The sequence below is a fragment of the Streptomyces sp. NPDC017940 genome, assembly GCF_044328435.1.
GTDB lineage: Bacteria > Actinomycetota > Actinomycetes > Streptomycetales > Streptomycetaceae > Streptomyces.
Genome location: NZ_JBIRHJ010000016.1, coordinates 16,670 through 36,289, shown reverse-complemented (window position 1 = coordinate 36,289; position 19,620 = coordinate 16,670). Strand labels below are relative to the sequence as shown.

The window sequence follows — 19,620 nt, the reverse complement described above, 5'->3', positions numbered from 1 at the left end:
CGAAGAAAGTGCGACCGCTTGGAGCACCCGAAGCGCCAGTCGCGGCTACTCGGTGGCTTTGCCGGTGCGGGCGGTGAGCTGGGCGAGGTTGGGTAGGCCCAGGAAGACGGGGGATTGCTTCTTCTCTTGCTGGGCCTCAATCTGGGCGATCTTGTCTTCGGCGGCAGCGAGGCTGGTGGACAGGCCTTCGACTTCGCCGAACCATCTTTCGCGTTCGGCTTCGGCGATCCTGTCTTTGAGGTTGTCGCGGATCTCTTCCAGGCGGGGCTTCTCGTCCAGGGCGACGATCAGGACCGGGCAGCGGACGCAGGCGTGTTCGTGGATGCAGTCGGTTCCGTAGGCCCGCCCGCACTCGCCCAGCGCCAGCTTCCTCCGCTCGAAGTGGGACAGGAACTCCTGCCACTCTGCGGCGGTGACAGCCCTGTACTCCTCGGCTGGGCGGAGGTCGCGGCGACGGGCGATGAAGGCGCGATGTGCTTCGAGCGCATCGACGGGGTAGATGGCCGCGTATTCCATCCTGGTGTTGATGTTCCTGTGGCCGGCGATGACCTGGGCAATGTGGGGCGGGAGGCCGTTGAGGATCGCCTCGGTGATGAACATCCTGCGGAAATCGTGAGGCTGGAAGAGCAGCGGATGCCCGGAGCTGTCGGTGATCCCGGAGGCTCTCAGTGTCTCATCGAGGGCTTTGCGGATCATGCTCCCCGAGACGGGCCTGCGCTCGTGGCTGATGCTTCACTGGAAGAGCAGGGGCATGGGCGAGTTCCAGGTCTTCTCGTGCAGGTCGTAGCTGGGGATCAGCGGGACTCGGCCGGTGCTGTCGCGGACGCGTGAGATGACCGCGCTGAGCACGTCGGCAAGCTCGGGACTGATGAGGATGAGCCGTTCCTGATCCGTCTTCGAGGGCGCGATCTGGAGAAGCGGCACGACGTCTCCGCTGGGCAGCCGGTAGCTGATGATGCTGTGGTGGCTGAGTTCCTGGAGCTCCTTGATCCGGATCCCGGTGTGACGGAAGATCTCGATGGCCGCCCAGGCCCAGAACGCCCGCCGTTCCTCGGCGCCCAGGTCGCGCCGCTCGCCTACGGCGTCAAGGACACCTGTGGGGTGGCCGTCGGGACGGACGCTGCTCTTGGGGACGGTGAACGTCTCGCCGAGGACCGTGAAGGTGGATCCCAGCGGCGCCGCGTTGAGGGCATCGAGCCTGGCCGTGGCCTCTTTCAGCCTGCGGATGGCGACCCGGACGAGCGCCGGCAGGACGGGAAGACGTTCCCGGGTGCGCCGGTCGGACTTGGACTTCTGCTGCTTCTCCAGTTTCTTGACGGAGCACTCGGCCTCGGTGAGCGGGGGAGGAGAGGCCCACTGTCCCCACCTTTCGGGCTCGCTCAGGGCCCACTCGCCGATGTCGAGGTAGAACGCCCGCACCGTCATCTTGATCGCAGGCGCGCTGGTCCGCGGTTCGGTCACCGTGATCACGGTTCCGTCGGCTTGCCTGCGGCGGGCGGTCTTCGTCGCGAGGCGGGTCTTCCAGGCCATGGCGGCCTCTGGTGCCAGCCGGATGGAGTCGATGCCGGGGTTGTGCTGTTCGAGGTCGGCCCAGAAGTTGCCGGCGAGGATCGCTGCCAGGCTCTTGAGGGTGGCGTAGTCCAGGGTGGGCTGTCGTTCGGTGAGGTAGTCGACGAGCAGGTCGCGGACGGGCTGGCACTTCAGGGCGTAGCGGTCCACGAGTTCTGCCGGAGTGACCTGTCCGGCGCGATGCGTGGTGAACAGTAGGGTCGTGGGGGCGTCGTGGGGGAACTGGCCGCGTTCGCGGAGCCAGAGATAGGCGAGGCGTACTCCCCGAGTGGTGCGGTTGTAGACGACGGGCGCGTAGCACCGTTCCAGAAGGTCCCCGACGACGATGTCCTGGAGCTTCCCGCCCCGGGTCGCCAGGACTTGGGCGAGGGCCGCCAGCGCTTCCGAAGCGTGCCGGGTGACGCGCACGTTCTGCGGGATCCAGGCTTCCAGGCTGGCGAACCCTTCCGGGTCGCGTGACCGGGCGAGGGCCGGCCGCAGGTGTCTGGAGTAGTTCACGGCAAGCCATGTTGTCTCCGGGCGGACCACGTCCGCGCAGAGCAGGGCCAGCAGCCCGGCCTGGAGATGGCCCGTCTTGGTTGCCCTGTCGACCGTCGGTGTCCACTCCCGGACCTTCTCGTACCACTGTTCCGGTTCGGCGGCGATCGGGCTGGCCTCCCAGCGCTGCTGCCAGGTATCGCCGGGGAAGGTCTCCAGCCAGGAGAGCAGGATGCGCACCCCGACCATCCGGCTGTCCTGTGTGGAGTGGCCCTCGACCCTGAGCGGCGGCCGCCTGAGACGAGCGATGACCTCGTCGCGGGTCGCGGCCGTCTCGGGCCAGTTGGTTAGCCGGGGCCGGGCGGGAAAACGCTTCAGGAGCGCGACCGCCTCTGCTCCGAACAGCACCCGGTTCGGTGGTGCCGGGACAGAGGTGGCGTGGGTGAGGCTCGACGTCGTCATGCGAGGTTCCCTCCGAACAGGATGCCGAGGGACTCGGGGTTGTAGGCGGGTGCCGACGGAGGGGGAGACGGGTGGGCCCGCTTTTGCTCCTGTCGGGCATGATGGGCGAGCCCGGCCTCGATGACCTCGTCCGTGCTGGAATTGACGTACTTCTGCAGGGTGCTCTGGTACTTGTGGCCCAGGATGTGCTGGACGTAGGCCATGGACAGCTCCGGGTCCTGCGTCATGCGGAATGTGGCCGTGTGCCGCAGGTCGTGAAGGGTCCAGTTCGAGCCCAGCAATTTGTTCGCACGGACGAACATCGCGCGTGCAGCGTGATAGTTCAGCGGGCGCCAAGGCCTCCGGAGGGTCCACCACAATGGCTGGTCACGGCCTCGGGGCACTCCGTTGGCCCAGGCTTCCTCCTGGTAGAGCCGCATCCAGACGAAGGCGTCCGGCGAGGCGGGCAGCTGCTGGTAGACCCTCGTGCCCTTGCGGATCACGCCGATCAGCTGCTGCCCGGGGATCGCATCGCGTTCCCGGCTTGTCAGGAGTTCCTCCGACCGGGCACCGGTGGAGACCCAGGAAGCCAGCAGGGCCCGGTCCCGGTGTGAACGCAGCCCGGCGAAGACTTCGGTGTACTTGTCGTCCGGTATTCGGCGCGGGATCCGCTCGGGGACGCGGGGGCGGTATCGACCGGTCCGCTGGGCCTTGAAGTCCTCCATCGGGTTGTGATGGGCGTTGGCTCGCCCGCGGCGCCGCGAACGGTCGAGAGGGAACGGGTTGATCAGGAGCGAGCCGGAGTTGCTGGCGAGGTGGAAGTCGTAGAAGGTCCGCAGCACCGTCTCGCAGTGGGCCCGGGTGCTCGCGGCGTACTGCTTCCCGATGCTGGGTTTCCCGGTCACCGGGTTCGGAGATCCCGGTACGGGGGCTGCCGTTGCGGCCTTCGGAGCAGGTCGGCCCTCGCCCGCAGGTGCGTCACGACGCCGCCAGTGCACGCGCACCGGCTTGTCGGCCAGCTGCATCCAGAGCATGAAGTCCCGTGCGTCTTCTCGGACGGCCCGGTCCCACTCGATGTCGAGCGCCCACAGGAACCGCCACCACCGCAGCAGGTCGTTGCCGTACGACCGCAGCGTGGTTGCCGGGGTGCCCGCCGCGAGCAGGTCCATGAAGTACACGGCGACCGGCTCGACTGGCAGACCATGCTGATCGACCAACCGGTACGGCTCCCAGACGTCTCCTGTCGCCAGCAGCTGACCGGATTCGGGCAGGGCGAAACTCCTCAGATCCCTCCCGGGACCGCTGTGATCGAGCATGACGAGAAGTTAGCAGAGAGTCGCTCTGACCTGCGAAAACGTCGAAGTTAGTTCAGTCAACACGCCGGGACGATGCTCGGGTCCGTACTCCCATGTGGCGCGTCCGGCGGGGCCGGTGCCCATGGACCAGGTGAGCTCGTAGATGCCGGGGAACCCGCTGACGTTCTTCACGCGGAGGCTCGCGCGGATTCGTCCTCCGGTACGCAGGTCATGGACGAAGGCCGCGACGGCCTGGCGGAACCGCTGGCGCTGGACAGGGGTGAGGCGGTTCAGGTCGGTGGTGAAGCGGGGCAGGGCTTCGTAGGTCGGCACGTCGGTCCTCCAGGAAGCACGAAGCCCCCGGCGTTGCCGGGGGCAATGGGTGTCTCGCTCGGGTTGAAGGGGGTCGGTGACGTGGTGCGGGGTGGGGCGTCTTTGGCCGTTGGGTGGGGGAGCGGTACGTGAAGGTGCGCTGGATACCGCTGGAGTCGGTTACTCGGCGTTTTCGGGGCGTGTGAGGCGTGTGAGACTGGTGGTCGCGCAGCATTTGCCTGGCCCCGGGGGCGTTCGCCAGGCGGGCACGGCGTTGTCTCAGGCGCCCGCCCGGCGGGATCGGCCGTGAAGTTCCGGTGAACCCTCCCGCCGCACGGGATTGGTCTTTCTTCGCAGGTCAGAGCCGTGTTCGCTGCCGGGATGCTCAGTGTTGCGAAGGTTCAGAAGCGAAATTCCTGGCGCTACTACGTCCGTGGTGTCGCCTTCGGTGACGGTCGCCGTCCGGCCCGTCAGGCGTTGAAGGACGCCCAGGAGATGGCCGGGCTACCGCCCGGGGTGTGGATGGGGCGCGGCCTGGCCGCGCTCGGGTTCACCGCCGGACAGGAGGTGACCGAGCGGCAGATGGAGCGCGTCTTCGGGGAAGGCCGGCACCCGGATGCCGACCGGATCGAGCGCGAGCTCCTGGACGACGGCGTCGACCCGGAGACGGCCCGGCTGGCGACGGTCCTGGGGCAGCCGGTCGAAGAGATCGAGAGGCGCAAGGCGACCCCCTTGTTCGCCCTCGACTTCGTGTTCCGGCCGCAGGCGTCCCTGATCGTGCTGTGGGCGCTGGGCGACGACCGCACCCGGCGCGTCATCGAGCGGGCCCACGAGAGGGCCATCGAGGCGGTGCTGCGCTGGTTGGAGGATGAGGTCGCACAGACCCGGTGGTCCTCCGGGCGCCGGCGCGCGAAGGCACCGGCCCTGGTGGCCTCGCGGTGGAGGCACTTCGACAACCGCGACGGTTTCCCGCTTCTGCACGACCACGTGCTGATCCTTAACCGGGTGCAGCGCCCGGACGGCACCTGGGGCGCGCTCGACACCCGCCGCCTCTACCAGCACATAGTTGCCTCCGGGACGCTCTACACCCTCACGATGACGACCGAGGTGTGTGAGGAGCTGGGCTTGGTGACCATGCCCCGGGAGGTGACGCCCGGCCTGCGCCCCGTCATGGAAGTGGCCGGCGTCGACCCGGACCTCATCGACTGGTCCTCCACCCGCCGCGAGCAGATGACGCCGGTGTTGGAGCGCATCACCGACAAGTACGTCAAGAAGCACAAGCGGCTGCCTGGCGAGCGCGGCCGTAACAGCCTGGGGTGGTGGGCGGCGCAGGACACCCGCCGGGAGAAGAAGACCCCGAAAATGCAGGAGCAGCTGCGCGCGTGGTGGCGGGCGTCCGCGATCCTGCGCTTCGGCAAGGAGATGATCGACGGGCTCCTGGAGCGGTGCCAGGCCGCGGGGAAAGCGATTGGGGCCCGGGTGAGGCCGGTGGTGGACACCGCGCTCGCCGCCGTCGACGTCGCCGCCATCGTCTTCACGGTGCGCCGTTCCTTTGCCCGCCGCCACGTCCTGGCCGAAGCGCGTCGACACCTGCTGGAGACGCTGCGCGGCCGCGGCTTCACGCGCGGCCTGGACGACTACATCGCCGATGCGGCCCTGTCCAGGCACGCCCGCCAGCTCACCGTCCCCGTGCCCGGCCGCCGGGCCCCGGCTCCGGACCAGATCACCTACACCGCGGACTTCGCCTGGCCGCACCGGTGGTGGATCGCCGGGATCGACGGGAAGCCGCCGCGGGAGTCGTCACGGTACGAGCGGGCCCGGGTCGCCAGCCTCGCCCTGCAGAACGCGATCCGCGACGCCCGGATCCTCTCCGGCGCGCGGGACGAAGCGCCGGCCGCGACCGCGTCGGCCACCGGGCGCACCGACGACCACAACCACGACCAGGCGGCGCCGCACGCCGTCGACCACCCCGGCCGGGACGCCGCCCTCACTCCGGCGCAGCGGGCCGCCGCCGTCCAGGCCCATCAGCAGGCCGCGATGCCGGAGGAGTACCTCGAGGGCCGTACGACGGATCCGGCGACGTGGCTGTACACCCCGAAGAACCTCGCCCTGCTGGCCGCCTTCACCCAGGCTTCCGAAGCCCGCGGCCGCATCATCGCGGACGGAGCGCAGCCGAAGCAGCCGGCCAAGGACGCGGACGACTCCGCCCGTCAGCAGCACCACACGACGCAGCCGGAGCAGGGCAGGGGAGCGGGCCAGGGCCGCTGACGAGGACACCAATCGGCCAGCGGCTGGCCGATTGGCGACTTCACCCGCGAGGCCCGGCGGGCCGGACTGAAAATCGGGGCGTTGGCACCGGCACGGAAGGAACCTTGACCGACCTGCACGAACCCCTGGAACCGCTGGAGAACTACCCCGACCAACTGCCCCCGCCCCGCCAGCGCGGCGACGTGAACCTGGTAGGCATGCTCAGCGTCGCCGACGACCTCGCCCGCAGCCTGTCCGCGCTGAAGATCCGGGTCCAGCCCCACGACCCGAAGACCTCCCTCGTCAGCCCCGAGAAGGCCCGCGAGAACACGGAGAAGGAAGTCGACCGGCTCCTGGCCACGGCCGTCTACCTCCAGCACCACGCCCACGCCGCGATGCTCGGACGGTGCGTGCTCGGTGCGGACTCCAAGAAGGACTGCTCCACCGAGGGCGCCAACCTCCAGCTCAACGTCTGGCACGACAAGACGCGCCGGGACATCGTCGAAGACGGCACCACCGGCTGCGTCGCCCACACCGTCGAAGCCGCCCGCCGGACCATGGCCGACCCCGCCAGCCGCAAGATCCTCCTCGCCTTCGACCGCGACGACGAAGGCACCACCGTAGCCCGCGCCCTCGGACTCGGACCGGACGACACCGCCCAGTTCCTCGACCGCGGCCTGGTCCTGCGCCCCGAACACCGCCTCTCCTGACCCACGCAGCCCGCATGGGAGTGCCACGTTGACCTTCGAGGCCCACGACCTGAACCTGTCCGACCCGACGACCGGCTACCTGCACTTCGTCCTCTACACCGAGCTCCAGCGCGGCACCGTCGCGTCGTCGCTGAATGCCGAGCTGGACATCGAGGCGCAGCAGACCGTGACACCGCACTTCCAGGAGTGGCGGATCAGGCTGGAGCGCTGCGAGCCGAACGCAATGCACTGCACGCTGGTGACGCCCACGGACATCCCAGTGCTGTTCCACCCGTGCGTGGAGGAGGACAAGAACAGCCCGGCGGCCTTTCGCGGGGACGGGTTGTCGCTGTCGCCGGACTTTCTACGACCCTGAGTTCGGGCTGCCGGTTGTGGGCGAGCACCGCAGGCTCCGAGGCGAGGGAGGCGACCAGTGGAGCTACACCACCTACGCCCCGCTCGAACTGCGCCCTGACGACATCTTCAGCAGCTTCCATACCGGCCGCGGCCTGTTCTGGGCCCGGACCGACAAGGGGGCCTGTCGATCCTGCCGCAGAAGCACGGCGTCGGTTACAACATCGGCTACAGCGGCGGCGGCCCGCACGCCCTGGCCGCCTGCCTCACCCAGCTCGCCCGCAACGACGGAGGGACCACGCCCGCCGGCACGCGGTACGAGGATGCTCACCCGGCGATCGTCGCCTGGACGCAGAGCACTGCCGCAGACCGTGGACGAACGAGCTGAGCCTGGGCGACCTCCAGGTCATGCTGGAGAACTGACCGCGGCACATCCGGCGCCCCACGGACCAGCCGTCCGTGGGGCGCCCGCGTCTGTACGGCCCGACGATGCACCGCCCGGAGAGTGGAGCCCATCCTGGTGCGCCACCCAGTGGGAGTGGACTCCACCGTGGCGCACATCGAGTGGAGAGTGGTGCCCACCGCGATGTCCACCGAGTGGGAGTGGAGCCCACTCCAAGGGCACTGGCCGACGGGGGAGTGGGACCACTCGGCATCCGGTGCGCGCACCCGATGTCGACGATGTACAGCATCGCGCGCACCGTGCGCGCACCGAGCGCACCGCCTGCCCAAGTGCGTGCGCACCACGCGGCCGTGGTGCGGCGCGCGCCCACCGGCCCCGCCTCCCGACCTCTTATCTGTGATCTGCCACACGTGCAGAGGTCTCATAACGCACATTCGGGACTTTGGGCGGATCGAAGTCAAGGGGGGCTGTGATATAGGAACTTCGCTCGATCCGGCCTCGTGAAGGAGGCGTTGCGCGTCACCCAGCAGGACGCCGCGCGCCGCGGTGCGGGACGACTGGTGCGCGCACCACCACCGAGGCCGCACCGATGGTGCGCGCACCAGACCGCACCACCGCACCGATGGCGCGCGGCGCGCGAACGACGGTGCGCACCACTGGTGGGGGGTGGACGCCACCGTGCGCAGTGGAGCCCACCCAATGTCACCGCATCCGATGCGGAGAGTGGACGGCATCCGATGCGCGACACCGGACTGGGAGTGCACGGCATCGGAGTGGAGAGTGCACTACATCCGATGCCCACTGCCGGGGCCCGACCGGCGCATCGCTCCTTGACCGGGTTCGCTACCTGCTACATCCCACCCGAATGGGACAGCGCCCAGGGGAGGAGTAAATCTCCGTCCCCGGGCACCGTCCCGACGGCGGCCCGGCTCAGCAAGCCGCAGCCGCCAGCCACCGGGGAACGTCCCCGCGGACGTCGGCGCGGAACTGGCTCACCTGGTCGACCTCCTGCATGACTTCGATCAGGAACCCCGCCGCGATGTAGGCGACCTCTGCCCCGCCGCCCGAGTAGCACCACCGATTGAAGTACCGGCTCGCCACCGCCACGAGCTTGTCCATCACGTACGCGGACTCACAGTCGGCGTGTTCATCGGGCACGGCAGTGAGGTGGTCGGCCAGCAGCAGAGCACCGAACTCGCCCATCAGCCGGGCCGGTCCTTGCCGTCCTGGCGGAACTTCTCCAGCCGGGCCCGCGCCTCCTCGGTGTCCTGGTCGTGCCAGACCAACTCCACGTAATCGGCGGCCCGCCAGATCTGCCCCGGGGTCAACGCGGGCAGCTTCGACGACGTCGTCTCCATGACGACTCCTTACCTGGGGGCCGCGCGCCTGCTGCGCCCGGCCGGTGATCACACCTTCGAAGCCGGGCCCTGTGGACAGAGGCCGCGCCCGCCGGGACGAGGTGGCTGGCTGTGGCGTCGCTCACGGACAAACCGCTCAGCAGATACCTAGTCAAGGCGGAAACGGACACCTCCCAGGGCTGAGCGTCAGACAGCGGACAAGGGGTGCTTTCCGACGGTGGCCCCGGCTCGTGCACACCTCCGCGTGCGGGCCGGACACTCACCGACCCGGCCCGCAGGCCGGAGAAACCGAGGACACCGTGCCCGCCGACCTCACCCCCGACCCCGCCCGCGAACCGCGCGACACCGACCACCAGGCGCCCGCCAGCGACGTCGACCAGGTCCCGCAGGCTCCCTCCACGGGCCCCTCCATCGCCCCCTCCACGGCTACTTCGCCCGCCGGGCGCGTATCCGCAGGTCAGCCCCGCCAGAACAGGGCCACCGGCACGTTCGACAACCCTTCTAAGTCTTTGAAGCAGAAGCAGACATGGAAGCCGACCCACACCAGGAAGAAGGAAGTGCTGACGGCTCTGGGGATCTTTCAGAGGGCTACCGCTGAACACCTGTGGCGGATGCTCCGGCCCGGCGACCGGCATGACCGGTGCACGAGGGACACCCTCAACGCCCTCAAGGGCGAAGGGAAGGTCCGGGTGGAGACACGACTGGAGTCGGGACATCAGCTGTGGGTGCTGACCGAGCGAGGACACAAGGAAGCCAAGCAGCTACTCCCGAAGAGCGCGCGGATGTCCGTGCTGCGCAAGCTCCAGTACGACGACGACGGAGAGCCGGTCGACGGCGACGGCTACGACGAACACGCCGCCGCCGTCACCTCGACCGCGGCCGTGCTCACCGGAGCCGGGTACGGCACCCCGCTGTCCTGGCAGACCGAGATCGCCCACCGCCTGCCGTACGGGTACACCCAGTACGCCGACCTGACGATGCGCGCCCCGGACGCCGGGGTGCCCGCGATGCTCCTGGAGGTCGACCGCGTCAACGAGCCCGTCGACGACCTGACGGCGAAGCTGCGCCGCTACAGCGACTGGTTCGAGCTCCTGGCGCCGAAGGCCGACAAGGACAGGGAGAAGGCGGCCCGGCGGCAGGGGGCGGCGGTGCACGACTTCCGGCTGTGGTCGCGGATCTACCCGGCGCCCGGGCGGGAGGGCTACGTGCCGGTGGCGTTCGTGTTCACAGGCAAGACGGCCGCACAGCGCGAGAGCCGGATGCGGCGCCTGGAGCAGGCCGCGCGCCGCTACTTCGCCGGCACCCCGTACCCGTGGGCCAGGTTCACGGCCGTCGACTACCACCGTGCGGTGCCCGTGGTCGTCACCGAGCTGGAGCGGATCTGCGCCGATCCGGCCGGAGCCGCGGGCCCGGTGTGGCGGCGGCTCGGGCGCGGGGAGTGGCAGACGCTGAGCGAGGCCCTGGACAACCCGGACGGCGAGCGGCTCTACCGGAGGGAGGAAGAGCAGTCCCGCCGGCGGCAGGCAAAACGCAAGGCCGCGGAGCGCGAAGCGCAGCGGCCGGTGTGCACCCGGTGCGGGACGAAGTTCACCGACGAACGCTGGCAGTCGGTCATCCAGATCTCATGCCGAAGCACCGGAGACACCCTGTGCGGGCCGTGCCAGCAGGAGGACGTCGCAAGCGCGGAGGCTGAGCGCGCTGCACGCCGCGAGGCGGAGGAGGCCGCGGCGCGGGAGGCGGCCCAAGCGGACGCGAAGAAGGGCCGCGGCCTGTTCGGGCGTCGCCGATAGACGCACGACGCGACGCCAACGAACTCGGTGTTCTACCTTCCCGCCTGCTCGGTCCCGCGACGGCGTCTCCAACCGGGAGACCAGCGCGGCCGGGCGGGAAGGACCATCACCATGACCTCCATCGAGCCCGGCCTGTCCATACGCAACGGCTTCGCCGAAGGGCCGCTCGCCGACGTCGCCCTGTCCCGTGCGGCCCGTGCCGGGCAGATCCTCGACGATCTGCAGGAGCAGGCGTCCACGATGACCGACGGCCACCTGCACGACGGCGTGTACCGGGCGCTGCGCCGTTTCACCCAGGAGCAGCCGCTCACGTGCCAGGTCGACCGCATCACCGCGCTGATCCGCAGTGGGGTGCGCATCGGCTGGCCCGCCTGCGACCGGCTGCCCTGCGCCTGACGCCCGTTCTGCGAGAGGGCGCCCCCGTGCCCTCCCGCAGGACGGGAGAGGCCGGACTTCTGGTCGCCGCCGGCCTTTCGCTGTCGGCGGTGGCTGGGAGGTTGGCCGGATGAACGCCGATGACGAGCAACTGCTGCGCGGCCGGGTGTACGGCCGTGACCACGACGCCCCCAGCCCGGGCCCGTTGCCGCACCAGACGTACGCCGCACTGGTCGGCGGGCCGCTGGACGGGCTGCTGCTCGACATCACGGGCTGGCGGCCGGAAGAGATAGACGACGGCGTCGCCCTGATACCCGAGCTGGAGCGGTGGCTCGGCGGCCGGGCGCTGTACGACCCGCGCCCCGACGACCCGCGCCCATCGGGCGGCCTGGGTGTGGTGTGCCGCTTCCACTCCGGCGACACGCCCTGACCGACGCGCGTCAGGCGTCTTCGATGTGGTCGAAGCCGCGCAGCATCGGCGTCAGTTCCTGAGCGCACCCGCACAGCGTGCACAGCTGTGCCCCCCCGGTTCTCCGCGACGTTCAGGGCCTGCTCCACACCGAGCAGCGGCGCCCCCTGCGGCGCTTCCTTGCAGTCCGGCGGGTGCAGTACACCGCGAGCCGTGCCCCGCCCCTTCGTCAGCACCCAGCCCGAAAGCCGGCGCTCCCCGAGGGCCTCGCGCACCATCGACGTCGGCGCTGACGGAAGAGGCTCGGTGGGGACCTTGTCGTAGTCGATGCCGTTGACCGGCCGCACGTGCTCGGGGGCCCGGACCCCCGCCCGGTACTCCGCGGCCTCCACACTGCTGTCCAACTGGTGAAGAGGCGATATTTCGGTGGTGCGCTATTCGGTGCGCTTGGGCAGAGTTCGGGATGACGTCTTTAGAGGTGACTCGCTGGCAGTGGAGGTTCCTATGGGGCGGTGCGGCGTTGGCGGTTCGGTGGGCTGTTCGGCTTCCTGACGGATCACCGTCCCTGCGCTTGCCGTGGTCACGCATGCCAGGGCCGCCCATTGCACCATTCTCAGGTGTTCGTCCAGGACCAGTACTCCTGCGAGGCCCGCACTCGCTGGCTCAAGACTGGCCAGCACGCCTACCGTCCGTGTCGGCAGGCGTCGCAGAGCTGCCAACTCCAGGGAGTACGGCAGCACGGCCGACAACACCGCCACCACCATGCCGGTCAGCAGTACTTGCGGGTTGAGCAGGTGCGTCCCTTCCTGCATCACGCCCAGCGGCACCGTCAGCGCCGCCGCCCAGGCCAACGCCAGGGCAAGCGAGCCTCCTCCCGTGCTCTTGGCTCCCGCTTGCTTGCTCAGCAGCAGGTAGGCGGCCATGCAGGCCCCGGAGGCCAGAGCGAGAAGCACGCCACCGAGCGGGAAGCGGGCGCCGCTGGGAGCGTAGAAGAGCCACACGCCGCCCGCGGCCAGGACGGCGCATCCCGCATCGAGGACGCGGCGGGAGGTGAGCAGCGCGAGGGTGATCGGGCCGAGGAGTTGCAGAGCGCTGGCCAGGCCCAGAGGCAAGAGGGTCAACGCGGGATAGATCAAGTTCATGCCCGCGATCGCCGTACCGAAGCCGAGTATCACGCTTACGTCCGTACGGCTGCGCGGCATGGCAGGGTGGTGGAGGAGGAGCAGGAGCACTGCGGCCAGCCCGAGGCGCAGTGCTACCACCCCGGACGCTCCCACGGCGCCAGCAAGCTGTTTGCCGATGGCCTGCCCGAACTGGATGCTCAGCACGCTGCCCAGCATCAGCGCGGGAGCGGGAAGCTTGTTCATGACTCCAGGCTTGACGCCCCAAGCATCCACGTCCAGCAAAGGTTTTTGACGATAAACGTTTAGGCTCGGCTTTATGATCGACCACCGGCTGTACGTCCTGCGGACACTCGCCGAGCACGGAACAGTGACGGCCACCGCTGCCGTCCTGCACCTGACCCCCTCGGCCGTCTCCCAACAGCTGCGTCTGCTGGCCCGTGATCTCGAGGTGGAACTGCTGCGACCCGAGGGCCGACGCGTGCGGCTGACACCCGCCGCCCACATCGTGCTCCGGCACGCCGACACGCTCCGGCTCCAGTGGGAGGCGGCCCAGGCAGAACTGGCCCAGCACAGCGCGGCCGTCCAGGGCACACTGCGGCTGTGCGGAGTCTCCTCCGCACTGGCCACGCTCGCCGCACCGGCCGTCACCGCCCTGCGCACAGCCCATCCGCTGGTGGAACCGCTGATCACCGAGGAAGAGAGCACCGACAGCTACCGGCTGCTGCTCGCCGACGAAGCAGACATCGCCCTGGTGCTGCCCGGCCCGGACGCACCGCCCGTCACCGACGCCCGATTCGAGCAGACTCCGCTGTTGACCGACCACCAGGACCTGCTGGTCGCCGCCAGCCACAGGCTCGCCCGCCCCGAGGGAGTCCACCTCCTCGAAGCGGCCGATCAAGCGTGGATCGTGAAGAAACACAACAACGACTCCTACCCCCTGCTCCTGGCGGCGTGCGCAGCCGCCGGCTTCACCCCGCGCATCACCCACCAGGTCAAGGAGTGGTACGCAGTCTCCTCGCTCGTCGCGGAGGGGCTCGGCGTCTGCCTCCTGCCAAGGATCGTGCCCCTGCCACAGCACGCCGTAGAGCGAGTCCCTCTGCTGGGCGAATCGACTCCCGTACGACAACTGCTCACCGCCGTACGGCGCGGCAGCACCAGCCACCCAATCGTCAACGCGGGCCTGGAGGCGCTGCGTCACTCAGCGTCAGGTGTCGGTAACTGACACACATGAGGCGGGCGGCGGTGCATGGTGCTTCGGTCGTTCGGCGGCGTAACGGCCTGATACCCGAGGAACAGGACCCGCGCTCTACCCAACATGGGCGGGCAGCCGCAGGCGGAACACTGCCCGCCGCACGGCGGGGTGCCGGGGGTCAGCGGTGGGTGAGCCAGAAGACGGTGAGGGTGACCAGGCCGCTGCCGAAGCCGAAGCAGATGCCGCGCAGTACCTGGCTGAGGGCGGGGCGGCGGCGGGCGTGGGCCCAGTCGCGGGTGCGGCGGCCGCGTCGGGCGATGGCGCGGCTGGTGTCGAGTGTGGTCTGGCGGATGCGGTGTGCGATCCGGTGCCAGCGGCTAACCTTCATAGAGGCGTCCTTCGTCGCAGCGGTGTGTCGGGGGATGTCGTGCGATGCGAGGAGCCCTTGCGTCCCGTTGGCCTAGGAAACCGGGGACGCGAAAGGAGGGGCTCCTTGCTGCTTGTCGGGGTCAGGTGCGGCTGTGTTCGCGCAGGGCCTGGGCCAGGCGCCGGTCGGGGCGGGGCACGATCACGCACGGGGCGCCGTCGTCGGCGAGGCGGTCGACTTCCATCTCCAGGCCTCCGGTGAGGGGTGCGGTCCCTGCGGGGCGGGGGTAGAGGTAGCGGGTGATCGCTTCGACTTTCTCGAAGTAGGCGTCGTCGAGCTTCTCTCCGAGGTCGTAGATGACCTGGTGCAACCAGTGGGAGGCCTCGCGCTGCTCGCCGAGGGCGGTGTGGTGCAGGTGGAGGCAGTAGGCGGAGGCGCGGTGTCCGGCGCCTGCGGCCAGTTGCCACCAGAACTGGGCGGATTCGGGGTGCTGTCCGGTCAGGTGCAGGAGCGAGGCGAACACCGCGGCGCCCTCGACGTCGAGGTTGGTCTCCTCGACGGGCAGGTCCGGGTTGCCCTGGGCGAGCTGGTCGACGTGGTGAGCGGCGTGCGGTGCGTTGAGCATCCAGCGGGCGATCACGGTCAGGCGCTGTCCGGCCTGGGCGGCGAGCTGGGTGTCCGCGGTGGTCCTTGCGCGGCCGGCGTCGACGGCCAGGCGCTTGAGTGCCGCGCCGACGTCGAATTTGCTGGGCGTGTGCACCGGCATGGCGGCGCCGGCGAGCACGTCATCGAGCGTCCTCATCATTCCCCCTTGGTCTCTTTGGTGTTCTCCCTGGTCGGGGCGGCCTTCTTGCGGCGGTCCCCGTCGGCGGGAAGCTGCAGCAGGACGCGCAGGCGTTCGCGGCCCTTGCGGATGTGGTAGTCCACGGTGCGTGTGTCAAGCCCCATGTAGCGGGCGATGCGCGTAACCGGGTAGTTGAGTACGTACCTGAGCACGACCGCGTTGTACTGGCGGGTCGGCAAGTCCAGCATGGCCTCGTACAGGCCGGCGTTGCTGGGGGCCAGCTCCATCTCGGCGCGGATCGCGGCAAGGTTGCGGGATATGGGGGCGTTGATGACGAACGCCGGGGGACGCTGCTCCTGGGTGAGGCGCCCGCTGACGTGACGGCTCAGGACCGCCATCGCGCGCTGCTCGAGGTCGGCTTCGCTCAGCAGGTCGTCCCAGGTCGCCAGTATCTCCAGGAACACGTCGTGCACGACGAGTTCGGCCGCGCTGCGGTGGCCGAGGTGGAGTTCGGCGAAGGCGTGGAAGAACTCCTGCTGGCCCAGGTAGAACCCTTCGTAGTCGATGGGCAGTCCTGTGCGCAGCGCGGAAGGCGTGTCGGGGCCGCTTTGCAGGGGGAACCCGAACGCGTCCGTCAGCGCGTGATCGTCATCGGTCACGCAGACCTCACAGTGGTCATCACATATCCCTGTATGTACGGAGGTTGGCGGCGCGTGTCCCACCAGGGCGCTCACCGGTGAGCCGGGCGGCTCTAATGACCACCCTGCCGAGAAACGCGCCCGCTCACTCAACGACTGCACAAAAAAATGACCCTGTGATCATGATTAACTGCGGAACGTGTTCACGAGTGGTGCACAACCGTCCAGAAAGACCCTCTGAGCTGCGCCAGTGAACTGCCGTTTACCTACACATGACGAGTTCCCTTCCGGCAAGTGGCAACCGTCACACTGAAGTTGGGCGAAGCCGGACAGCACGCACACCAGACCCGAACCATGCTGCTCATCTTCTGGACTCAACCCAGCAGGGGTGACGGCTCCTCGATGCCCGGCGGCGCGGTCTCCGAAGCCTCGCCCCACCGCCGTCAGTGTGGCGATGGCGACAGGCGCGGGATGTCGGTGGGGGAGAGGTCGGGGCGTGCGCGGTGGAAACGCACGGGGTGCCGCCATCGGCCGGAGCTGTCGCGGGCGACGTCGACGCCGACTTCTGCCACCAGCTCGGGGTCGACCAGTGTCACGTCCAGCGTGGTGCGGGTGCCCCAACCGGCAGAGAACGTCCAGCCCGTCCATGGGTGCCCTGGGCCCGCGGCCGTGAGCAGGTTTCCGGTAGTAGTGCCTGCGGTCCGGGCGAGGGTGGTGGTGCGGCCGGTGTACTGAAGGCGGCCTGTGTCGTCGTAGAGGCCGAGCAGCAGGGTGCGCGGGGTGGTCAGCGGGCCGGTGACGGCGCCGACGATGGCCTCGCCGGTCTCGTACACCTTGTACTTGCGCCACCCCCGCACCCCGGGCCGGTAGGGGTCCTGAAGCCGCTTGAAGATGACACCTTCCACCCCGACCGCTCCCCAGGTCGTCAGCCATTCGCGCACGGTCGCTGGGTCGGTGGTCGAGGGGCACAGTGCCCACGGTGCCGTCAGCCGCTGCTGCCGGAAGAGGGCTTCCAGCGCGGTCCTGCGCTGGAGGTAGGGCCAGTGGGTGGTGTCGGTCCCGGAGCGGCGCAGCAGGTCGAACGCCACGAAGTGGGCGGGCGCTTGGGCGGCGGCTTGCCGTGCGCCGGCACCGCGGCGGTGCAGCCGGTTCTGCAAGCGCTCGAACGCGATCCGGCCCGCCTCGCCCGCCTCCCACACGATCAACTCCCCGTCCAGGGCGGTGGCGTCCGGCAACTGATGGGCTGCGGCGCTCACGATCTCGGGGAAGGCGGGCGCCATGTCGGTGCCGCGCCGTGAGCGCAGCACGACCTGGCCGCCGTCGACGGACAGCAGGGCGCGGAAGCCGTCCCACTTGACCTCGGCTGCCCAGCCCGCCGGGAGCTCCGGATCGTTCACGGAGGCCGCGAGCATGGGGGCCGGGAGCGGCCACGGCGCGGGCACCGGCGTCAGGCGTCGTCCAGATCGTCGTCCAGGTCGTCGTAGCCGTCAGGGTCGTTGCGCTCTGCGGCTGCGTCGGCCCGCTCGTCGAACCCGGACACGGCGGTCGCGCTGTGCGGATCTTGCTCGGCTGCGGCGCCGATCCGGTCGGCGGTTTCCCTACCCATCGGCGTCTCACGTCCCATGCGGCCACCCTCACCCTGCCCCGGCCACCGGCGGCGCGGCACGCCAGGAGCAGCCACGCCCCCCACCCGTCGGGCCGATCGCTACCGCTGGCCGCGGGTGTCGGTGAAGCGCACGTTGGGGCCCCACTGCGCCATCACCGGCGCCGCGCACCACTGGCACAGTGGTGATCCGCCGCGTCCGTACCGCTGGGTCTTGCGGTGGCAGGCGGCGCAGAGTCCGACTTGGTCGCTGGAGCAGTGGAAGGTGGAGGGGTCCGGCTCGGTGGCCGGTGGCGGGGGCGTCGTGGTCATGGTGTTGTGTCCTGTTCTGGGTGGCTGAAATCAGCCACTTTTGAGCAGGATATACAGACAAGTGACGCAAGAGTTCGACCAGCGGCCCGCCCCGGCCTTCATGTGCCGATCGCCCTCTGGCGGCCGGGGCGCGTGGCTAGGCTCCCTCTCATGGCGACGAGCGGTGCCCGGATCAGGGTCGGTGCGGTGCAGGCGGCATGGGACCAGGTGTGTGTGCTGCGCTCGGCAGAGGACCTGGAACGGGTTTCTGCCCTGGCCGATCGCATCGCGAAGGCCACGGCCCTCTACGGCACCGACGAAGTGGCCCGGGGGACCGTGGCACTGATCGGCGGCGCGGTCGACCTGCTCGGCGCGGGCCGCCCCGGCGGTGCAGGGTTCACCGAACGGTTCATCGACAAGCTGATGAACAAGATCGTCAAGCAGTGGCCGGAGCAGGTGGATGCGGCCGATCTGCCGATGGTGCGCCAGGTGGTGACCGTGGCCTTCGAGGACCGTGATCCGGTTGCCTGGCGCGATGCGGCCGGGGCAGTCCCCGATAGTGAGCGGATCGCGATGGGGTGCGCGCTCGCGCTGATCGCGGACTTCGTGGACTTCGTCAACGGCCCCGGAGCATGCGAGCGCGCACTGCTGACGGCCCTCGGCGGTGCCCTGGACTGACCCGGCACACGCCGCCGCGGGACAGGCGGGGAGCCGGGTGTGCGTGCCCTACCGAGCTCCAAGCCCGCGCAGGACCAGACTCTGGGCCCTGCCATCTTCCCGTGCCACCACAGTGTGGTGGCTATTGTGGTGGCATGTCTGTGACCACAATGACCCTGCGGGTTCCTGACGATCTCGCGCCCGCGATTAGGGCCGCGGCGGCCGAAGCGGGCCTGAGCGTGAACGCCTACGTGGTGCGCGCGGCCCGGCGCGCCGCGACCTTGGACGCGGCCCACCAGCTCGCCGGGCTCGGCCTGGGTGAGGACCTGGCGGGCGAGGGGGACAGCCTGTGAGGCGCGGTGAGATCTGGACGCTGCCCGATGGCCGGGACGTTCTGATCGTCTCCCTGACCGGCTTGGAGGAGGCCTACGGCGCGGTCCTGGTCATCGTGCTGCACCCGGCGGGCCGCTACCCCGACACCGCGATGTCCGTCGTCATCGACGACCCCCTGCCCTGCACGGCCGTGGCCGTGAACCTCGTACAACTGCGCAGCAGCCGCTTCGACGGCGCCAAGCTGCGCGGCGACGTCGGCCAGGAGGCCATGGTGCGCGTGGACCAGGCGCTGCGCGCCGTCCTGGACCTGTAGTGCCTGTGAAGCGGCCCGTGTGGTAGGTCCCGGCCACCGCCCCGGCGAGCGAGTGGCACGACGAGCCGGGCTCGCCCGCGTACCGCGGGCACGGGTAACGCTCGACATCGTCGGCGTCGGACGGAGTGGCTTTGTGCGGGCCCGTCATGGCCCGGATGCCCTCACAACCCAGTTCCCACAAGGGGGTGCGCCCTGACTTTGAGTGAGAACGGGTTGTGCGAACAGATCCGGGGTCCCCGGGGCATCTGCGGGCCGTCCGCGCCTTGTCCTCCGGGAAGGGATCGTTTCGGGGAATCGTGAAACTGTCACGCGTGCCCGAAGCGTGTTCCCTCAACGCGGTGACCAGTTGGAACGTGCAGGAACATCACTCACTGCCTGCCGGGGTGGCCGCGGTCGGGCCCGTCGCCGCCGTCTCCGCCGTCGCCGCCGTCTCCGCCGTCGCCGCCGTCTCCGCCGTCGCCGCCGTCTCCGCCGTCGCCGCCGTCTCCGCCGTCGCCGCCGTCGCCGCCGTCTCCGCCGTCGCCGCCGTCTCCGCCGTCTCCGCCGTCTCCGCCGTCTCCGCCGTCTCCGCCGTCTCCGCCGTCTCCGCCGTCTCCGCC

24 protein-coding genes are annotated in these 19,620 nt (G+C 69.7%); 11 read left to right on the top strand and 13 right to left on the bottom strand.

What is annotated here, in order from left to right; all coding sequences use genetic code 11:
- Window positions 1-45: 45 nt before the first annotated feature.
- From ACH4DX_RS34180 to ACH4DX_RS34165, 4 genes are read right to left on the bottom strand one after another with little or no spacing between them, the layout of a single operon-like run.
- Window positions 46-729, bottom strand: a complete 684-nt coding sequence (locus tag ACH4DX_RS34180) for a tyrosine-type recombinase/integrase (RefSeq protein ID WP_398157980.1) — start codon at window positions 727-729, stop codon at window positions 46-48.
- A gap of 3 nt (window positions 730-732) precedes the next feature.
- Complete coding sequence (locus ACH4DX_RS34175) at window positions 733-2,508, bottom strand: site-specific integrase (protein ID WP_398157939.1); 1,776 nt, start codon at window positions 2,506-2,508, stop codon at window positions 733-735.
- On the bottom strand, window positions 2,505-3,803 hold the full coding sequence (locus ACH4DX_RS34170; protein ID WP_398157938.1) for a tyrosine-type recombinase/integrase: 1,299 nt from the start codon (window positions 3,801-3,803) through the stop codon (window positions 2,505-2,507). The genes ACH4DX_RS34175 and ACH4DX_RS34170 overlap by 4 nt, the downstream gene beginning before the upstream one ends.
- A gap of 9 nt (window positions 3,804-3,812) precedes the next feature.
- On the bottom strand, window positions 3,813-4,115 hold the full coding sequence (locus ACH4DX_RS34165) for a hypothetical protein (RefSeq protein ID WP_398157937.1): 303 nt from the start codon (window positions 4,113-4,115) through the stop codon (window positions 3,813-3,815).
- 360 nt (window positions 4,116-4,475) lie between these two features.
- On the opposite strand from ACH4DX_RS34165, the gene mobF reads away from it, so the two are divergent.
- From mobF to ACH4DX_RS34150, 3 genes are all read left to right on the top strand, one after another.
- Complete coding sequence (mobF, locus tag ACH4DX_RS34160) at window positions 4,476-6,362, top strand: MobF family relaxase (protein WP_398157936.1); 1,887 nt, start codon at window positions 4,476-4,478, stop codon at window positions 6,360-6,362.
- 104 nt (window positions 6,363-6,466) lie between these two features.
- Window positions 6,467-7,051, top strand: coding sequence for a hypothetical protein (locus ACH4DX_RS34155; RefSeq protein ID WP_398157935.1), 585 nt, complete (start codon window positions 6,467-6,469; stop codon window positions 7,049-7,051).
- Window positions 7,052-7,079: 28 nt separating this feature from the next.
- Window positions 7,080-7,406, top strand: coding sequence for a hypothetical protein (locus ACH4DX_RS34150; protein ID WP_398157934.1), 327 nt, complete (start codon window positions 7,080-7,082; stop codon window positions 7,404-7,406).
- A gap of 1,311 nt (window positions 7,407-8,717) precedes the next feature.
- On the opposite strand, the gene ACH4DX_RS34145 is transcribed toward ACH4DX_RS34150, so the two are convergent.
- Window positions 8,718-8,990: a hypothetical protein gene (locus ACH4DX_RS34145; RefSeq protein WP_398157933.1), complete on the bottom strand. Its 273-nt coding sequence runs from the start codon at window positions 8,988-8,990 to the stop codon at window positions 8,718-8,720.
- Complete coding sequence (locus tag ACH4DX_RS34140; RefSeq protein ID WP_398157932.1) at window positions 8,990-9,145, bottom strand: hypothetical protein; 156 nt, start codon at window positions 9,143-9,145, stop codon at window positions 8,990-8,992. The genes ACH4DX_RS34145 and ACH4DX_RS34140 overlap by 1 nt, the downstream gene beginning before the upstream one ends.
- Before the next feature lie 299 nt (window positions 9,146-9,444).
- Between ACH4DX_RS34140 and ACH4DX_RS34135 the strand changes: the two genes are divergently transcribed.
- The 3 genes from ACH4DX_RS34135 (at window position 9,445) to ACH4DX_RS34125 (ending at window position 11,740) form a co-directional block, all read left to right on the top strand.
- Entirely contained in the window at window positions 9,445-10,935 is a 1,491-nt protein-coding gene (locus ACH4DX_RS34135; protein ID WP_398157931.1) for a replication-relaxation family protein, read from the top strand.
- Window positions 10,936-11,046: 111 nt separating this feature from the next.
- Entirely contained in the window at window positions 11,047-11,331 is a 285-nt protein-coding gene (locus ACH4DX_RS34130) for a hypothetical protein (protein WP_398157930.1), read from the top strand.
- A 109-nt stretch (window positions 11,332-11,440) separates the two neighbouring features.
- Window positions 11,441-11,740 carry a hypothetical protein gene (locus ACH4DX_RS34125; protein ID WP_398157929.1) on the top strand — a complete coding sequence of 100 codons (300 nt, stop codon included), beginning with the start codon at window positions 11,441-11,443 and terminating at the stop codon, window positions 11,738-11,740.
- Between the two features lie 413 nt (window positions 11,741-12,153).
- Here ACH4DX_RS34125 and ACH4DX_RS34120 read toward each other — a convergent pair whose 3' ends face one another.
- Window positions 12,154-13,086, bottom strand: coding sequence for an EamA family transporter (locus ACH4DX_RS34120; protein ID WP_398157928.1), 933 nt, complete (start codon window positions 13,084-13,086; stop codon window positions 12,154-12,156).
- A gap of 73 nt (window positions 13,087-13,159) precedes the next feature.
- Between ACH4DX_RS34120 and ACH4DX_RS34115 the strand changes: the two genes are divergently transcribed.
- The gene (locus ACH4DX_RS34115; RefSeq protein WP_398157927.1) at window positions 13,160-14,065 is read left to right on the top strand and encodes a LysR family transcriptional regulator; all 906 of its coding nucleotides are present in this window, start codon (window positions 13,160-13,162) and stop codon (window positions 14,063-14,065) included.
- Between the two features lie 148 nt (window positions 14,066-14,213).
- On the opposite strand, the gene ACH4DX_RS34110 is transcribed toward ACH4DX_RS34115, so the two are convergent.
- From ACH4DX_RS34110 to ACH4DX_RS34085, 6 genes are all read right to left on the bottom strand, one after another.
- Window positions 14,214-14,423: a hypothetical protein gene (locus tag ACH4DX_RS34110; RefSeq protein WP_398157926.1), complete on the bottom strand. Its 210-nt coding sequence runs from the start codon at window positions 14,421-14,423 to the stop codon at window positions 14,214-14,216.
- A gap of 121 nt (window positions 14,424-14,544) precedes the next feature.
- Window positions 14,545-15,204 carry a hypothetical protein gene (locus ACH4DX_RS34105; protein ID WP_398157925.1) on the bottom strand — a complete coding sequence of 220 codons (660 nt, stop codon included), beginning with the start codon at window positions 15,202-15,204 and terminating at the stop codon, window positions 14,545-14,547.
- The gene (locus ACH4DX_RS34100) at window positions 15,204-15,845 is read right to left on the bottom strand and encodes a sigma-70 family RNA polymerase sigma factor (protein ID WP_398157924.1); all 642 of its coding nucleotides are present in this window, start codon (window positions 15,843-15,845) and stop codon (window positions 15,204-15,206) included. The genes ACH4DX_RS34105 and ACH4DX_RS34100 overlap by 1 nt, the downstream gene beginning before the upstream one ends.
- A gap of 422 nt (window positions 15,846-16,267) precedes the next feature.
- A complete protein-coding gene (locus ACH4DX_RS34095) occupies window positions 16,268-17,236 on the bottom strand; it encodes an ATP-dependent DNA ligase (protein WP_398157923.1) in 969 nt (322 codons plus the stop codon).
- Between the two features lie 35 nt (window positions 17,237-17,271).
- Window positions 17,272-17,448 (bottom strand): hypothetical protein, encoded by a 177-nt coding sequence (locus ACH4DX_RS34090; protein ID WP_398157922.1) that lies wholly within the window; start codon window positions 17,446-17,448, stop codon window positions 17,272-17,274.
- Window positions 17,449-17,529: 81 nt separating this feature from the next.
- Window positions 17,530-17,739, bottom strand: a complete 210-nt coding sequence (locus ACH4DX_RS34085; RefSeq protein ID WP_398157921.1) for a hypothetical protein — start codon at window positions 17,737-17,739, stop codon at window positions 17,530-17,532.
- A gap of 150 nt (window positions 17,740-17,889) precedes the next feature.
- On the opposite strand from ACH4DX_RS34085, the gene ACH4DX_RS34080 reads away from it, so the two are divergent.
- The 4 genes from ACH4DX_RS34080 to ACH4DX_RS34065 form a co-directional block, all read left to right on the top strand.
- Complete coding sequence (locus ACH4DX_RS34080; RefSeq protein ID WP_398157920.1) at window positions 17,890-18,396, top strand: hypothetical protein; 507 nt, start codon at window positions 17,890-17,892, stop codon at window positions 18,394-18,396.
- Between the two features lie 134 nt (window positions 18,397-18,530).
- The gene (locus tag ACH4DX_RS34075) at window positions 18,531-18,728 is read left to right on the top strand and encodes a YlcI/YnfO family protein (protein WP_398157919.1); all 198 of its coding nucleotides are present in this window, start codon (window positions 18,531-18,533) and stop codon (window positions 18,726-18,728) included.
- On the top strand, window positions 18,725-19,021 hold the full coding sequence (locus ACH4DX_RS34070) for a hypothetical protein (RefSeq protein WP_398157918.1): 297 nt from the start codon (window positions 18,725-18,727) through the stop codon (window positions 19,019-19,021). Before ACH4DX_RS34075 ends, ACH4DX_RS34070 begins: the two co-directional genes overlap by 4 nt.
- Before the next feature lie 311 nt (window positions 19,022-19,332).
- A partial coding sequence (locus ACH4DX_RS34065; protein ID WP_398157917.1) for a hypothetical protein occupies window positions 19,333-19,620 on the top strand: 288 nt, incomplete at its 3' end.

What these genes read in the sequence shown, in the direction of transcription:
- ACH4DX_RS34145 (WP_398157933.1), bottom strand. Translation starts at nt 8,990, where the DNA reads ATGGGCGAGTTCGGTGCTCTGCTGCTGGCCGACCACCTCACTGCCGTG.
- ACH4DX_RS34115 (WP_398157927.1), top strand. Translation starts at nt 13,160, where the DNA reads ATGATCGACCACCGGCTGTACGTCCTGCGGACACTCGCCGAGCACGGA.
- ACH4DX_RS34105 (WP_398157925.1), bottom strand. Translation starts at nt 15,204, where the DNA reads ATGAGGACGCTCGATGACGTGCTCGCCGGCGCCGCCATGCCGGTGCAC.
- ACH4DX_RS34085 (WP_398157921.1), bottom strand. Translation starts at nt 17,739, where the DNA reads ATGACCACGACGCCCCCGCCACCGGCCACCGAGCCGGACCCCTCCACC.
- ACH4DX_RS34095 (WP_398157923.1), bottom strand. Translation starts at nt 17,236, where the DNA reads ATGCTCGCGGCCTCCGTGAACGATCCGGAGCTCCCGGCGGGCTGGGCA.
- ACH4DX_RS34075 (WP_398157919.1), top strand. Translation starts at nt 18,531, where the DNA reads ATGTCTGTGACCACAATGACCCTGCGGGTTCCTGACGATCTCGCGCCC.
- ACH4DX_RS34120 (WP_398157928.1), bottom strand. Translation starts at nt 13,086, where the DNA reads ATGAACAAGCTTCCCGCTCCCGCGCTGATGCTGGGCAGCGTGCTGAGC.
- ACH4DX_RS34080 (WP_398157920.1), top strand. Translation starts at nt 17,890, where the DNA reads ATGGCGACGAGCGGTGCCCGGATCAGGGTCGGTGCGGTGCAGGCGGCA.
- ACH4DX_RS34170 (WP_398157938.1), bottom strand. Translation starts at nt 3,803, where the DNA reads ATGCTCGATCACAGCGGTCCCGGGAGGGATCTGAGGAGTTTCGCCCTG.
- ACH4DX_RS34125 (WP_398157929.1), top strand. Translation starts at nt 11,441, where the DNA reads ATGAACGCCGATGACGAGCAACTGCTGCGCGGCCGGGTGTACGGCCGT.
- ACH4DX_RS34140 (WP_398157932.1), bottom strand. Translation starts at nt 9,145, where the DNA reads ATGGAGACGACGTCGTCGAAGCTGCCCGCGTTGACCCCGGGGCAGATC.
- ACH4DX_RS34130 (WP_398157930.1), top strand. Translation starts at nt 11,047, where the DNA reads ATGACCTCCATCGAGCCCGGCCTGTCCATACGCAACGGCTTCGCCGAA.
- ACH4DX_RS34175 (WP_398157939.1), bottom strand. Translation starts at nt 2,508, where the DNA reads ATGACGACGTCGAGCCTCACCCACGCCACCTCTGTCCCGGCACCACCG.
- mobF (WP_398157936.1), top strand. Translation starts at nt 4,476, where the DNA reads ATGCTCAGTGTTGCGAAGGTTCAGAAGCGAAATTCCTGGCGCTACTAC.
- ACH4DX_RS34110 (WP_398157926.1), bottom strand. Translation starts at nt 14,423, where the DNA reads ATGAAGGTTAGCCGCTGGCACCGGATCGCACACCGCATCCGCCAGACC.
- ACH4DX_RS34090 (WP_398157922.1), bottom strand. Translation starts at nt 17,448, where the DNA reads ATGGGACGTGAGACGCCGATGGGTAGGGAAACCGCCGACCGGATCGGC.